The sequence below is a fragment of the Longimicrobiaceae bacterium genome (assembly GCA_036375715.1).
In the GTDB taxonomy this organism is placed as follows: Bacteria; Gemmatimonadota; Gemmatimonadetes; order Longimicrobiales; family Longimicrobiaceae; genus DASVBS01.
The window spans coordinates 40143-54971 of record DASVBS010000004.1; the positions used below are offsets into that span (position 1 = coordinate 40143).

General features: G+C 66.8%; 9 protein-coding genes. 7 read left to right on the forward strand and 2 right to left on the reverse strand.

Annotated elements, in window-relative coordinates:
• Nucleotides 1-145: 145 nt before the first annotated feature.
• Together VF167_00315 and VF167_00320 are read right to left on the reverse strand one after the other, a co-directional pair.
• A complete protein-coding gene (locus VF167_00315) occupies nucleotides 146-2092 on the reverse strand; it encodes an ATP-binding protein (GenBank protein ID HEX6923840.1) in 1947 nt (648 codons plus the stop codon).
• 121 nt (nucleotides 2093-2213) lie between these two features.
• Entirely contained in the window at nucleotides 2214-2630 is a 417-nt protein-coding gene (locus VF167_00320) for a hypothetical protein (protein HEX6923841.1), read from the reverse strand.
• Nucleotides 2631-3122: 492 nt separating this feature from the next.
• Between VF167_00320 and VF167_00325 the strand changes: the two genes are divergently transcribed.
• The 7 genes from VF167_00325 to VF167_00355 all read left to right on the forward strand — a co-directional run bounded on the left by VF167_00325 (nucleotide 3123) and on the right by VF167_00355 (nucleotide 14801).
• Entirely contained in the window at nucleotides 3123-6302 is a 3180-nt protein-coding gene (locus tag VF167_00325) for a PVC-type heme-binding CxxCH protein (protein HEX6923842.1), read from the forward strand.
• Nucleotides 6303-6468: 166 nt separating this feature from the next.
• The gene (locus VF167_00330; protein HEX6923843.1) at nucleotides 6469-7572 is read left to right on the forward strand and encodes a Gfo/Idh/MocA family oxidoreductase; all 1104 of its coding nucleotides are present in this window, start codon (nucleotides 6469-6471) and stop codon (nucleotides 7570-7572) included.
• A gap of 10 nt (nucleotides 7573-7582) precedes the next feature.
• The gene (locus VF167_00335) at nucleotides 7583-8467 is read left to right on the forward strand and encodes a sugar phosphate isomerase/epimerase family protein (protein ID HEX6923844.1); all 885 of its coding nucleotides are present in this window, start codon (nucleotides 7583-7585) and stop codon (nucleotides 8465-8467) included.
• 15 nt (nucleotides 8468-8482) lie between these two features.
• Nucleotides 8483-8953, forward strand: coding sequence for a hypothetical protein (locus VF167_00340; GenBank protein ID HEX6923845.1), 471 nt, complete (start codon nucleotides 8483-8485; stop codon nucleotides 8951-8953).
• Nucleotides 8953-9093, forward strand: coding sequence for a hypothetical protein (locus VF167_00345; protein HEX6923846.1), 141 nt, complete (start codon nucleotides 8953-8955; stop codon nucleotides 9091-9093). Before VF167_00340 ends, VF167_00345 begins: the two co-directional genes overlap by 1 nt.
• Nucleotides 9094-9294: 201 nt before the next feature.
• Entirely contained in the window at nucleotides 9295-13092 is a 3798-nt protein-coding gene (locus VF167_00350) for a PAS domain S-box protein (GenBank protein ID HEX6923847.1), read from the forward strand.
• Nucleotides 13092-14801 carry an ATP-binding protein gene (locus tag VF167_00355; protein HEX6923848.1) on the forward strand — a complete coding sequence of 570 codons (1710 nt, stop codon included), beginning with the start codon at nucleotides 13092-13094 and terminating at the stop codon, nucleotides 14799-14801. Before VF167_00350 ends, VF167_00355 begins: the two co-directional genes overlap by 1 nt.
• Nucleotides 14802-14829: the final 28 nt, after the last annotated feature.

The window sequence follows — 14829 nt, forward strand, 5'->3', positions numbered from 1 at the left end:
GAATTATGAATTACGAATTACGAATTACGGATTACGGATTACGGATTACGGATTACGGACAACGGATAACGGACAACGGATAACGGATAGCGGATAACGGATAACGCCGGCCTGCAATTCTGAATTCGTGCTCGACGGCCCAGCTTCAGGATTCCGTCTGCGGCTTTCCCTTCGCCTGACCCGGCTCCACGACGTCCGCCGATTCGGCGGCGGGAAGCCACAGGGTGAAGCTGGATCCCCTGCCCGCCTCGCTCTCCACGGTGAGGCCCCCACCCATGGAGGTGGCGAGCCGCATGCTGATCGCGAGGCCAAGGCCGGCGCCGCCGTGTCGTCGCGTATAGCCGCTCTCCACCTGCACAAAGGGCTCGAAGATCCGCTCCCGCTGATCCGGCGCGATCCCCACCCCGGTATCTTCGACCACGATGCAGATCCTCCCGGCCTCACCTTCCGCATTCTCTTCGGAGCCGCAGCGAACCGTGCAGCGGCCTCCCTTCGGTGTGAACTTGATCGCGTTGGCGAGCAGGTTGACGATGATCTGCTGTACCGCGTGCGGATCACCCACGTAACGTAGATCCTCATTTTTCGCGCACGCCACGTCGATGGCGATCCCCTTGTCGGCCGCCTGTGGCTGCACGACCGTCACGGCGGTGTCGACGGCGTCCACGGCGGAAGCGACCACCCTCTCGGGTGTGAAGGCCCCCGCCTCCACGCGAGCGAGGTCGAGCACCTGGTCGACCAGCGCGGCGAGGTGACGTCCGCTCACCCGGATCCGCTCCAGGTGCGCCTGCTGTTCCTCGGTGACGGGGCCGGCGAGTCCGATCTGGAGGAGGTCGGTGTACCCGATGATGGCGTTGATGGGTGTCCGGATCTCGTGAGACATCGTGGCCAGGAACTCCGATTTGGCCTGGTTCGCCGCCTCCGCCTCGGCGCGGGCGCGCTCCGCCTCGGCCACGGCCGACTCCAGGCGCCGGTTGGTGGACTCCACCTCGCGGGCAAGTCGCTGCGCCGTCTCGTACTGCTCGCGGAGCTGCTGGTGCGACGACTCAACCTGTTCCGCCATCGAGTTGAAGCTGCGCGCGAGCGTCCCCAACTCGTCGGCTCGGTCCAGATCGATGCGGGAGCTGTAGTCCCCCCGGGCGATCGCTTCCGAGGCCAGTCGCAGCCTGCTGACCGGTCCCGTGATCCCACGGCTCAGGAACCAGGCGGAGACGGCGCCGAGGAGACTCAGCAGGGCGATGGAGATGAGGCCGCGGCGCAGAAAGGTGTTCGGTCGCGCCATGACCGACGCGAGGGGCTGCTGCACGATCACGCGCAGCGGCGTTCCCGCGAGGTCGGCCACGTAGGCGATCTGTTCCGCGCCGCCGGGCTCGCGGTAATGGACGGCACCGCGGAAGGGCCAGCCGCCGGGCGCCCGCCGCTCCAGGCCGTCCAGGCCGATCCACAGATCGCTCTGCGGCTCGGCGAAGCGGAACGTCAGATCGGCTCCCAACCAGCTCGCGAGCTCGGCCTCGGTCTCGGGCGAGCCCACCCGCCGCAGCTCCGAAAGGTATCCCAGAACCTCGCCTCCGCTTCCTCTGACCGGCTCCGCGAGCCAGTAGAACCCCTCGCCGGCCAAGCTGAACAGCGGTCCGAAGGCACCTGAATCCGGGAGAAGGTCGGGAGCGGGCGACGCAGCCGCGCGCATCAGACGTGGCTCCTCCGAGCGCACGCTGGTGATACGGGGGCTCCGCGCGGCGTCCAGCAGGACCACCGCCGTCGTCAGGTAGCCATTGACTCCGTCGACCGCGGCTCGTGCCGACGCCTCGCTGCCACCTTCGGCACCCGAGAGGAAGTCAACGATTGCCTTGCTCCGCGCGGTCCTCCTCAGCTGCTGCAGTCGCTCGCTGAGCAGCGGGGCGGTGTAGTCCGAGAAGCGCACGGCCACCAGCATCAGTCGCTCCCGCCCGCTCTCCAGCGCCGCGGTGCGGACCTCGAGGTACGCCCACAGACCGCCGATCGCGAGCGTCACCACCAGTAGGGAGGTGATCAGGAGGGGGAGCTTACGCTCGAGGGAGAGGCCGGACGCCGGTCGACGGAAGAGGTCTGCGATCATCCTCGCAGCTGCTGCAGAAGAAGATTGCGCGGGCAGAGGGGCGCGTAGGATCGGTAGTAGGGGCGGTAGCCCCAGCCTGGAAGGTACGGCACGCGCCGGAATCTGCCAATGACCCGCCGGCTCAGCTCATTCGCAGTCGGTGGAAGCAGACCTGGTTGTCACAGCTCGCACAATACACGATCCACCCTGCCCGGCCACATTGCTGCGTCCAGGTCCACAGCGGGCTCTGGAAGAAGATCCACTCGAGCTCCTCGGCGGCGCGTCCACAGCCGAAACACGAGCGCGAGACCGCCGCGTACTTCAGCCGCGCGGCCGCCGCGTCGTTGGCGGCCTGCAGGGCGAGGTCTCCTCGGCAGGCATCCACGTCCGCGCGCGGAAAGATGGCAAAGTGCTGCCGCCCCGCGAGCAGTTCCCAGTTCGTGTCCGACTCCGCGCGTAGCGATTGCCGCCACGCCCTCTGCTGCAACGCCTCCTCCCGCCATTCGCGGAGGAGCGCGATCCAGCGCCTCAGCAACGGCGACGAAGCGAGCGGCACCATGGTTCGGGGAGGTTGCAGGGAATTACGAATTACGGATGACTGGTGGTTCACCGGCGGTGGACCTCTGCCGGCTTTGGACGTAGGGCCGAGGGCTTGTGTACACATGGGAATTCGTAATTCGTAATTCGTAATTGGAGCCGGTCGCGCGCCCCTCGCACAGAACTATCGACAACTCCGCGCCCGCGCCGTAGAGTTCAGATCATCTGAACCAACTCTTGAACCGGTTCAAGCTGTACACGAACTGAGCGCGGCTGAGCCGGGCGGCACGCGCCTCGAGGGGTGACTTGCGGCTTGCGGAGTGGTAGTTCGCGTGCAATTCTTAGGCGATCGTCCGTACCACCCACGCGTTTTCTCGGGCCTTCGGGCTCTTCCGGCTCTTCCAGAAGTACGTGGTCAGAGCCACGTTCAACCGGTTTCAGCCGAGACCGGTGCTGCCGGCGTTATTGGGCTTGTCGTAGGCTTCCTTTCACCCTCCAGTCAGGTCAAGCAGAGATGAGATCTTTCCTACGAGGCGCAGGCCGTCAAAGGGTTCTGCTTGCCTTCGTGCTGGCGCTCGTCGGCGCGTGTGGCGGTGTGCAGCCGCAGACGCAGCCGACCAGCGGTCAGGCGCAGGCACGGCAGGACGAACCTCGCCGGATAGAGGTGCTGTTCCTGGGCCACGAGTCCATGCACCATCCCTCGGATTCGGCCGTGGCGATCCTCTCTCAGGCACTCTCCAAGGAAGGGATCAACTTCTCGTACACGACCGATCCGGACGATCTCAACCCGGAGAACCTGGCCAGGTACGACGCCCTGATCCTCTATGCCAACCACGATTCGATCACGCCCTCGCAGGAGCGCGCGCTGCTCGACTTCGTGGAAGGCGGCAAGGGATTCCTCCCCATCCACTCCGCCTCGCACTGCTTCCGGAACTCGGCGGAGGTGATCGCGCTCATCGGCGGGCAGTTCGACCGCCACGGCGTGGGCACCTTCACGGCGCAGATCGTGGCGCCCGACCACCCGGTGATGCAGGGGATCCAGCCCTTCGAGACCTGGGACGAGACGTACATCCACAAGAACCACAATCCGGAAGGCCGGACGGTCCTGATGGAGCGGGTGGAGGCTGGCCACCGCGAGCCGTGGACGTGGGTACGTGAGCAGGGGAAGGGACGGGTCTTCTACACTGCCTACGGACACGACGGCCGCACGTGGAACCAGCCGGAGTTCCAGAAGCTGATCTTCAACGCCATCCTGTGGGCCGTGGGAGACGAGGTCCGTGCTCAGTGGGAGAAGCTCGACCTGCCGGAGCTGGAGTACACCGAGAGCAGCCGCATTCCCAATTACGAGCGCCGCAACCCGCCGCTGAAGCTGCAGCAGCCGCTCTCCCCCGAGGAGTCGATGCAGCACATCCAGGTGCCGGCGGGCTTCGAGCTGCAGCTCTTCGCCTCCGAGCCGGACATCGTGAAGCCGATCGCGATGGCCTGGGACGAGCGAGGCCGGCTCTGGATCGCCGAGACGATCGACTACCCGAACGAGATCCATCCCGGAGTGCCGGGGCGTGACCGGATCAAGATCCTGGAGGATACGGACGGAGACGGCCGCGCTGACAAGTTCACCGTCTTCGCGGACAGCCTGAACATCCCCACCGGGCTCGTCTTCGCGAACGGGGGCCTGATCGTGTCGCAGGCGCCGGACATCCTCTTCTTCAAGGACACCGACGGAGACGACCGGGCCGACGTGAAGCAGGTGCTGGTCAGTGGCTTCGGTGTCCGCGACACCCACGCGGGGCCGAGCAACCTGCGCTACGGGTTCGACAACCGTATCTGGGGTGCAGTGGGTTACAGCGGCTTCGAGCAGGGTGAGCTGGACTTCGGTCAGGCGATCTGGAGCATGAACCCCGACGGCTCCGACATTCGCCACGAGGCCAGCTTCAGCAACAACACCTGGGGGCTCGGGTTCTCCGAGACCAACGACATCTTCGGCTCCACCGCGAACAATACCCACGCGGTGTACGTGGGCATCCCGCGCCGGTACGTTGAGGACGTGCGCGGGCTACCGAGCCGCGCGGGGAGCCAGAAGATTGATGGCCACTACGCCATGATGCCGATCACGCCGAACGTGCGGCAGGTGGACGTGCACGGTGGCTTTACCGCGGCGGCCGGCTTCAACCTCTACACCGCCCGTGAGTATCCGCGTGAGTACTGGAACCGGGTCGGTCTGGTGAGCGAGCCCACCGGCGGCGTGCTGCACCGGGCGATCCTGGAGAAGGTGGGAGCCGGCTTCCAGGAGAAGGACGGCAAGAACCTCCTGGCGGCGGTGGACGAGTGGGTGGGACCGGTCGACGCGCAGGTCGGCCCTGATGGGCAGGTCTGGGTAGCCGACTGGTACAACTTCATCATCCAGCACAACCCGACCCCTCCGGGATTCGAGACCGGCGAGGGGAACGCCTATGTCAACCCGCTGCGCGACAAGACCCACGGACGTATCTATCGGATCGTCTACCGGGGGTCCAACGGCGACGACCAGCCCCGGTCGCTGAGCGCCGATCGTCCGCAGGAGCTGGTGCGGGCTCTGGAGGACGACAACATGTTCTGGCGGATGACCGCGCAGCGACTGCTGGTCGAGCGCGGCAACACGGACGTCGTCCCGCAGCTCATCGAGCTGGTGGGCAGCCGGCGCACCGACGAGCTCGGGCTGGCGCCGGGCCCCCTGCACGCACTCTGGACCCTGCACGGCCTGGGGCAGCTCGACGGCTCCAACCCGCGGGCCACCGAGGCGGCCGTACGTGCGCTACGCCATCCGGTGGCGAGTGTTCGGAAGGCGGCACTGCAGGTCCTGCCAGCGGACGCGCAGTTGCTGGAGCGGCTGCAGAGCTCCGGAGTTCTCGCCGACCCGGATCCATACACCCGCCTGGCCGCCATTCTCCGGCTGGCGGAGGTTCCCGAGTCGCAGCAGCTCGGAGCCGAGCTCTACCGTATGAGCCTCGACTCGACGATTGCCAACGATCGGTGGCTGTCCGATGCGGTCTATGTCGCGGCGGCGAAGCACCGGCCCGGGTTCCTGGCCGCATACGAGGCCGCTCTGGGACAGGCCGAGTACCGCGCGCTCGCCGATCGTCTGGCCGCGGAGGTGGCCGCGGGGCCGCGTCGGCAGCAGGAGCAGACCTGGCCCCCGCGTGAGGAGAACACGGAGAATCAGCGGCCGGTCGCCGAGCGCCTCCTGATGGCGTACGTGGAGGACGTGGTCGGGCCGATCCAGCGTCCGCAGAACGCCGGCAACTTCCGGGGTGGAGCGCGTGAGGACCTGCCCGTCTTCGAGCTCGCCATCTCCGTGATCCCCGGGCAGCTCAAGTTCGAGGTGCCGGAGTTCACCGTGCGTCCGGGACAGCGGGTCCGCATCACCCTGACTAACCCGGACGACATGCAGCACAACCTGCTGATCCTGCGCCCGGGTACCCTGGAGGCGGTGGGCGCTCTGGCGGACGCTCTGGCTTCCACGCCGGACGCCGCCGAGCTGAATTACGTTCCCGCCACGCCCGACGTGATGTGGTACACGCCGCTCGTCAGCACGGGGGAGTCGACGGTACTGGAGTTCGTCGCACCGCGCGAGGAAAACGATTACCCCTACGTGTGCACCTTCCCGGGCCACTGGCGGGTGATGCAGGGCGTGATGCACGTGACTGAAGAAGAGTAGCGAGAAGCTAGAAGCTAGAAGCTAGAATTCTTTCCGGTGCGATCGCCGCGGGCGCGTAGGGTCGCCCCGCCGCAAGGAAGCCCGAAGAGGAATTCTAGCTTCTAGCTCCTAGCTTCTCGCTTCTTCTTCTAACTTTCTCAACCTTCTCAATTCTAACCGTTCCGCTATGGCCAAGATCAAAGTCGCAGTCGTGGGGCTTGGATTCGGCGCGGAGTTCATTCCCATCTACCAGCGCCACCCGGACACCGAGATGTACGCGATCTGTCAGCGCAACGAGCAGAAGCTGAACGAGATCGGCGACCAGTTCGGGGTGGAGCGCCGTTACACCCGCTACGAAGATCTGCTGAAGGATCCCGAGGTGGATGCGGTGCACATCAACACCCCCATCGCGGATCACGCCTGGATGTCGAAGGCGGCCCTGGATGCGGGGAAGCACGCCGCCAGCACGGTGCCGATGGCCACCACGATCGAGGAGTGCCTGGCCATCGTCGAGGCGGAGCGGAAGAGCGGTAAGCGGTACATGATGATGGAGACCGCGGTGTACACCCGCGAATTCCTCTATGTGAAGGACCTCCACAACCGTGGAGAGATCGGCAAGATCCAGTTCCTGCGCGGCTCTCACCAGCAGAACATGTCCCTCCCGGGGTGGCCCGACTACTGGTACGGCTTCCCGCCGATGCACTATGCCACCCACGCCGTGAGCCCGCTGCTCGATCTCGCCGGGGCGCGCGCCGAGTCGGTGGTGTGCTTCGGATCGGGGCGCATTCGCGACGAGTACGTGCAGCGCTACGGGTCGCCCTTCGCGATCGAGACCGCCCTGGTCAAGCTGAAGGATTCCGATCTCGCCTGTGAGGTGACGCGCTCGCTTTTCGACACCATCCGGCAGTATCGCGAGAGCTTCGACGTCTACGGCACCAAGAAGTCCTTCGAGTGGGAGCAGACCATCGGCGACAATCCCGTGGTTTACTCCGGCTTCGAGGACGCGGAGCGGGTCGAGGTGCCGGACACCGGCCATCTACTTCCGCCGGAGATCGCGGGCTTCACCCGGGCGGGGGTGTACGACGAGGAGCACGAACACACCTCCTTCATTCAGGGCGGCGGCCACGGTGGGTCGCATCCGCACCTCGTCCACGAGTTCGTCTCCGCGATCAAGGAGGATCGGCCGGCGCACGTGGACGCGCCGACAGCGGCCAACTGGACCATGACCGGCATCTGCGCCCATCAGTCGGCTATGCGGGGCGGGGAACGCGTGCAGATCCCGCAAACCTGAGGGAGGGGAGATGCAGATCGGCATCAGCACCTGGGTCTGGACCTCGCCGGCGGAAGATCAGGTCCTGCAGCGGCTGATCCCGCACATCGCGGAGATCGGCTTCGACGTGGTCGAGATCCCGGTGGAGACACCCGGGCAGTTCGACGTCGCCCGGGCCAAGTCGCTGGCGGATGAGCATGGTCTGGCGGTCTCGGTCTGCGCCGTGATCGGCGCGGGCCGTGACCTCCTGCTCGACTCCGAGGTCGAGGCGGGGCTCGAGTACCTGAGAGGCTGCATCGACGCGGCACAGGCGCTGGCTTCGCCGGCGGTCGCGGGACCGTTCTACTCCGCGGTCGGCCGATGCTGGCGGCTCACGCCCGCCGAGCGCGATCGGGAGATCGGCCGCCTCGCCGAGCGTCTGCGCGACCTCGGCGAGTATGCGGCGCAGCGAGGCGTGGAGCTGGGTATCGAGCCGCTCAACCGGTTTGAGACCAGCTTCATGAACACCACCGAGCAGACGCTCGAGCTGGTGGAGCGGATCGATCACCCGGCGGTGGGACTCGCCCTCGACACCTTCCACCTGGGGATCGAGGAGAAGAGCCTGGGAGACGCGATTCGCCGCGCGGAGGGCAGGCTGAAGCACGTGCAGGTGGCAGAGAACGACCGGGGAACCCCCGGGACCGGACAGCTGGCCTGGGACGAGGTGGCCAACGCCTTGCACGAGATCGGATACGACGGGAGAGTTGTGATCGAGACCTTCTCCGATCGGGTTGAGGCAATCGCGCGCGCCGCCGCCATCTGGCGCCCGCTGGCCCCCGACTCCGATTCGCTCGCGCGTGAGGGCCTCGCTTTTCTGCGCGAGCTGTTTTCAGAACCCGCACGCGCGAGCGACCAGGGTCGGACTGTCGGTTCCTGAGCCACCTGCATGAGGATGAGACAACGCATCGCCGCTCTGCTGATCGTGGCGGCGCTACCCCTGGCCGCGACCCCGGTCGCGGCGCAGGGGATTCTTCCGTTCACCCTGGGCGGCCGGATGGGGCTGGCGATCCCGGTGGACGACTTCGCGGCCCACGCCGAGACCGGTTACGTCACCGAAGTTCTGCTGAAGGCGTCGCCTCTGCCCTTCGCGACGCTGTACGGAGGATGGAGCTTCGCCGAGTTCGGGGTCGACAGCGAGTCTGCCATCGCGGGGCTGGACACCAAGGTGCGCGATTCCGGCTTTCGCGCCGGCGGGGAGTTGTCGGTGCCCTGGCAGGGCTCCTATCCGGCGTTTCGCCTTATCTGCAGGTCGGTGCCATCTTCAACCGCGCGCAGGTGCGCGTTCGGGGAGACGGCACCAACACCCTTGGTGTTAAGTCGGATCGAAGCACGGGGATGGAGGTCGGGGTGGGCACGAGGGTGATGCTCGTTCACCGGCTCTCGATCGTGCCGGAGCTCCGCTACCGCAGCTACGATCCCGAGTTCGCGCAGGAGCCCGAGGTTCAGATCGGCGACCGCCTATCCTATCTGGCCCTGACTCTGGCGCTTACCTTCCACTTCTGAGGCGGGGGGCCGTCGCAGCGCCGCTGCATTCGTCCACATTGCGCCGCGCGGCCCGGAACCCCACCATTTGATTCTGGCGACCGTTGCGTCGCACAGCGAAAAGGCCCACCATTTGATTCTGGCGACCATCCGAGTCGCACCCTCCCGACGCTCCCACGCCGCGAGGTTCACTCCGTACCCGCACCCGCAGGTGCGCATCCGATGTCTCTGCGTCCCTCCGAGCCGGGACCGCCGCTCGCCGAGCGCGAGTCGATGCTCCGCGCGCTGCGCGCCAGCGAAGAGCGTCTGCACACGGTAGTGAGTAGCGCCCCCATCGTTCTCTGGGCCCTCGACCGTAACGGAGTCTTCACCTTCTCCGACGGGAAGGTACTGGGGCTGCTCGGTCTACGCCCGGGCGAGGTAATCGGCCGCTCTGTCACCGACCTGTACGCCGACTATCCCGAGATCCTGGCCGATGTCCGGCGCGCGCTCGCCGGGGAGGAGTTCACGACCACCGCCCGACTCGGCCGCACCACCTTCGAGACCCGCTACACCGCGCTGCGCGACGACGAAGGACGGGTGGTCGGCACGATCGGAGTTGCCGTGGACATCTCCGAGCGGGTCCGCGCGGAGGAGGAGCGGGAGCGGAGCCTCTCGCTCCTGCGGGCCACCCTCGAATCGACCGCGGACGGGATCCTCGTGGTCGATTCGTCCCTACGGGTCGTCAGCTACAACCGCAAGTTTGCGGAGATGTGGCGATTGGAGGGGGATGACCTGGATACCGGCCTCGATCAGCGACTGCTGGAGGCTGTGAGGGACCAGCTCGCGAACCCGGAGGGATTCATCCAGCGGGTCCAGGAGCTCTACGCCGATCCGACGGCGCACAGCAAGGATCTGCTGGAGTTCAAGGACGGCCGGATGTACGAGCGGTACTCGCAGCCGCAACGCATCGGGGACCAGATCGTCGGGAGAGTCTGGAGCTTCCGCGACGTCACCGAGCAGCGAACGGCGGAGCGAGCATTGGTGGAGCGCGAACGGCAGCTCGCGGCCACTGTCGAGGCGCTCAAGATCTCGCAGGAGCGTTCGCAGGTCATGGCCGAGCGGATGCACGCTGTCGCCTCCGCGGCGGCCGGTGTGCTCGGGGCCGATTCCGTCGAGAAGCTGCAGGAGGTGCTGCGCAACGCCTGCCGCACGGTCATTCCCTTCGACGCCTTCACCTTCGCCCTCTACCACCCGGAAGATCACACCCTCACGATCCTCTCCGCTTACGACACCGACATCTGGGTGCCGGGCAATACGATGTCGGCCAAGGGGGTGCCGATGGAGCGGGTCATCCGCGAGCGCCGCTCGCTGGTCACCCTCCACGCGGACGACCCCGCCGCGGCAGGGACGAAGATCATGGGCACGGGACGGCGCTCGGAGTCGGTCATCCGCAGCCCGATCCTGGGGACCGACCGTGTGCTCGGGGTGCTCTCGGTACAGAGCTACACACCGGAAGCCTACTCGCAGGAAGACGTCACCGTTCTCGAGACCATCGCTTCGCTCGCCGCGACTGCGCTGGAGAATATCCGGCTGGCGGAGGAGCGACGCGCCGTGGAAGACGCCCTCCGGCGTTCGGAGTCGCGCTTCCGCACGATGTTCGAGCAGTTCCCGCTGAGCCTGCAGATCTTCTCGCCCAACGGGGAGACGATCGAAGTAAACGAGGCCTGGCGGCGCCTCTTCCGGATCCGCCCGGAGGACCTGGGCGACTTCAACCCGCTGACCGATCCGCAGCTCGCCGACCTCGCGGAGGTGATGCGGCGAGGGTTTGCCGGGGAGCGGCTCCAGCTCCCGCCGAGCCTCTTCGATCCGGCGAAATCGGGGGTGGCCCCGCCCAACGAGGAGGCCTGGGACGCCCCTCGCTGGATCCAGGCGTTCATCTGCCCGGTGAAGGACGAAAAGGGCGACGTTCGCGAAGTCTTCATCATCCACCAGGACGTTACGGCCCAGAAGGAAGCGGAGGAGGTGTTGCGGCGGTCACATCAGGAGTTGGAGGAGCGCGTGGAAGAGCGAACTGCCGAGCTGGCGGAGACGAACATGGCGCTCGAGGAGGAGATCGCCGAGCGGGAACGGGCCGAGGAAGAGCTTCGCCAGAAGACTTCGGAGTTGGAGGGGGTCTTCCGCGCGCTACCCGACCTCTACTTCCGGCTGGACCCGACGGGGGTGATCCTCGACTTTGCGGCGGGGCAGAGCTCGCCCTTCATTCGCGCGCCGCAGGACATCGTGGGCCGTCACATCGATCAGGTCGTGCCGGAGGAGGTCGTCGAGAAGGTGCAGGAGGGCATCCGGGAGGTTGCCCGCACTGGAGCGCTGGTCTGCGTGGAGTTCGTGCTGCCGCTCGAGGACGGAGAGCGGGACGTGGAGGCCCGCCTGGTTCCCTTCCTCGACGGGCAGATCATCACCGTGGTGCGCGACGTTACCGATCAGAAGAACGCCGAGCGCGCGCTGCAGCGCAGCGAGGAGCACTTCCGTCGGCTCATCGAGAACTCCTCGGATATCGCCACCATCGTCGACCTCAACGGGATCAACCGCTACCAGAGCCCGTCGATCAAACACATCCTCGGTTACGACCCCGAGGAGATCGTGGGGACGAGCGCGCTGGAACGGATCCACCCCGAGGACGTCCCCGCCTGCCGCGAGATCCTCCGCTGGATGGTGGATCACCCCGGGGTGACGCGCGGCGCGGAGTTCCGCTATCGCCACAAGAACGGGGGATGGCGGGTGCTCGAGGCTCGGGGGCGCACGCTCCTGCCGGACAGTGCTGCCGCGGGCATCGTGATCAACTCTCGCGACGTTACCGAGCGGAAGGAAGCACAGGTGGTGCTCGAGCGCGCCCGGCAGGCCGCGGAGCGGGCGAACCGCGCGAAGAGCGAGTTCCTCTCGCGCATGAGCCACGAGCTGCGCACGCCGATGAACAGCATCCTCGGCTTTGCCCAGCTCCTCGGGCGGAAGGAGCTCGCTCCCGACCAGCGGAAGTCGGTCGACCACATCATCAAGGCCGGCCAGCACCTGCTCAACCTGATCAATGAGATCCTCGACATCTCGCGGATCGAGGCGAACCGCCACCAGCTCTCGCTCGAGCCGGTGCGGCTGTCGAACGTCGTCTGCGAAGGGCTGACCCTGATCCAGCCGCTGGCGGCGCAGCGGGCGGTGACGATCGACGATTGCTCCATTGATCCCGACCTCTACGTGCACGCCGACCGGCAGCGGCTCGCTCAGGTGGTGCTCAACCTCCTCTCCAACGCGGTCAAGTACAATCGCGAAGGTGGCGAGGTGAGGATCATCTGCGAGGCGACCGACGAGCGGGTCCGCCTCGGCATCCGGGACACCGGCCCCGGCATCCCACCGGAGCGGATGGACCAGCTGTTCGTTCCCTTCGAGCGGCTCGGTGCCGAGCATACCGGGGTCGAGGGCACCGGTCTCGGACTTGCCCTCTCGAGGCGCCTGGTAGAGGCGATGGAGGGGGTGCTTTCGGTAGACACCCGGCCCGGCGAAGGGAGCACTTTCTGGGTGGAGCTGATCCGCGTCAGCGATCCTACCGAAGTGACGGTGCGGGGAGTCGCGGCGAACGGCCCGGGTCCGGAGGCGGGAGACTCCTCGCGCGGCGCCACCATCGTATACATCGAGGACAACCTCGCCAATCTGGCGTTGATCGAGACGATCCTTCTCGATCGACCCCAGATCACCCTTCTGCCGGCACTTCAGGGGATGATCGGCATCGAGCTCGCCGCCGAGCACAGGCCCGACCTCATCCTCCTCGACCTGCACCTCCCCGACATGCCCGGGGATGAGGTGCTGAGCCGCTTGAAGAGTCACCCCCGCACGCGCGACGTGCCGGTTGTAATCATCAGCGCCGATGCCACCCCGCGCCGCAGCGAGGGGCTGATCCGATCCGGTGCCAGCGCCTATCTCACCAAGCCGCTCGTTGTCGACGAGTTCCTGGGTACGATCGACCGACTGCTGCGGGAGAAGGAGGATTGATGATGCGAGGCCGTGATGTGCGTGACTCGGTGATCCTCATCGTCGACGATGAGCGAGCCAACCTGGACCTCCTGGAGGCGTGCCTGGAGGACGACGGCTACAAGCACCTGCACTCGGTCCAGGATCCGCGCGAGGTGGTGGACGCCTTTGAGCGGTATCACCCGGACATCGTGCTCCTCGACCTGCACATGCCGCATCTCGACGGATTTGCGGTCATGGAGCAGCTACTCCAGCACATCCCTGCGGGAGATTACCTGCCGATCCTGGTTCTCACCGCCGACATCACCGCGGAGGCAAAGCGGCGGGCGCTCTCCGGCGGGGCGAAGGACTTCCTGAGCAAGCCCTTCGACCTGGGCGAGGTGGTGCAGCGCATCGCCAATCTGCTCGAGACCCGCCTCCTGCACCGCGAAGAGCAGGAGGCGCGGCGCGCTGCCGAAGCCGCCGAGGCGCGCGCCCGCATCCTCGCGGAGGCGGGGCGCATCCTCGCTACCTCCTTCGACTACCAGACCACGCTCAGCTCCCTCGCCCGCCTGGCTGTGCCCGCGGTGGCGGACTATGCGGTCGTCGACGTCCTGCAGGAGGATGGCTCGATCGCCCGGGTCGGGGTCGCGCACGTGGATCCGGCGAAAGAGCCGCTGCTGCGCGAGACCGCCCATCTGGCGGCGGGGCGTCTGCCGCCCACCCACCCCGAGGTCGGCGCGCTGACCGAAGGCAGGGAGACCCTGGTCACCGACATCACCGAGGAGATCATCGAGGAGATGGCGGCGGACGACGAGCACCGTCGCATCATCGCGGAGCTCTCCCCGAAGTCCTTGATCGCGGTGCCGTTGCAGGTGCCCGGGCAGGTGATCGGCTCCCTGGTGCTGGCGGCGGCCGAGTCGGGCCGCCGTTTTGACGCCGGCGATTTCCGCCTGGCCCAGGAGCTTGCCAGCCGGGCCGCGATGGCGGTCGAGGGGGCACGCCTCTACCACGCCGCGCAGCGCGCCCTGCATGCGCGTGACGAGATGCTGTCGGTGGTCGCCCACGACCTACGCAACCCGCTGAACGCCATCATCCTCGGGGTGGAGGGGGTGCTGGAGGATCTGCCCAAGGCGCAGCTCCCCGTGGAGTACCAAACGCTGCAGACCGTGCGGGTATCGGCGCGGCGGATGGACCGGCTCATCCACGATCTGCTGGAGGTCGCGCGGATCGAGAGCGGGAAGCTGCGCATTGAGCCGCACCCTGAGCGAATCGCGATGATCGTCGACGAAGCGGTGGCGATGATGCGCCCGCTTGCCGAGTCGCAGGGGCTGGAGGTCGTCACCTGCGTGGATCGGGGGATCCGGCCGGTGCTGGCGGATGGATCGAGGATCCTGCAGGTGATTTCCAACCTGGTGGGGAACGCGATCAAATTCACGCCGGCGGGAGGAAAGGTGACGATCGAAGCGGAGGAGCTGGAGAGCGAGGTGCGCCTGGTAGTGGCGGACACCGGAACCGGGATTGCCGCGGAGCAGCTCCCGCATCTCTTCGCCAGGCACTGGCAGGGGAGCGACCGCGACCGACGGGGGATCGGGCTGGGGCTGGCCATCGCCAAGGGGATCATCGAGAGCCACCGCGGGCGCATCTGGGTCGAGAGCCAGTTCGGCGCCGGCAGCCGCTTCTACTTCACCCTCCCATTGGCGGAGAGCAGCGTCGTCTCGGAGCGGACCCTGGTGCCGTCCCAGGGATAACGACGAGGGGAAACCACAGAGACGGCGC

Excerpts from the sequence above, each read along its gene's own strand:
- VF167_00350 (HEX6923847.1), top strand. The coding sequence starts at position 9,295 with ATGTCTCTGCGTCCCTCCGAGCCGGGACCGCCGCTCGCCGAGCGCGAG.
- VF167_00315 (HEX6923840.1), bottom strand. The coding sequence starts at position 2,092 with ATGATCGCAGACCTCTTCCGTCGACCGGCGTCCGGCCTCTCCCTCGAG.
- VF167_00355 (HEX6923848.1), top strand. The coding sequence starts at position 13,092 with ATGATGCGAGGCCGTGATGTGCGTGACTCGGTGATCCTCATCGTCGAC.
- VF167_00325 (HEX6923842.1), top strand. The coding sequence starts at position 3,123 with ATGAGATCTTTCCTACGAGGCGCAGGCCGTCAAAGGGTTCTGCTTGCC.
- VF167_00335 (HEX6923844.1), top strand. The coding sequence starts at position 7,583 with ATGCAGATCGGCATCAGCACCTGGGTCTGGACCTCGCCGGCGGAAGAT.
- VF167_00330 (HEX6923843.1), top strand. The coding sequence starts at position 6,469 with ATGGCCAAGATCAAAGTCGCAGTCGTGGGGCTTGGATTCGGCGCGGAG.
- VF167_00345 (HEX6923846.1), top strand. The coding sequence starts at position 8,953 with ATGCTCGTTCACCGGCTCTCGATCGTGCCGGAGCTCCGCTACCGCAGC.
- VF167_00320 (HEX6923841.1), bottom strand. The coding sequence starts at position 2,630 with ATGGTGCCGCTCGCTTCGTCGCCGTTGCTGAGGCGCTGGATCGCGCTC.
- VF167_00340 (HEX6923845.1), top strand. The coding sequence starts at position 8,483 with ATGAGACAACGCATCGCCGCTCTGCTGATCGTGGCGGCGCTACCCCTG.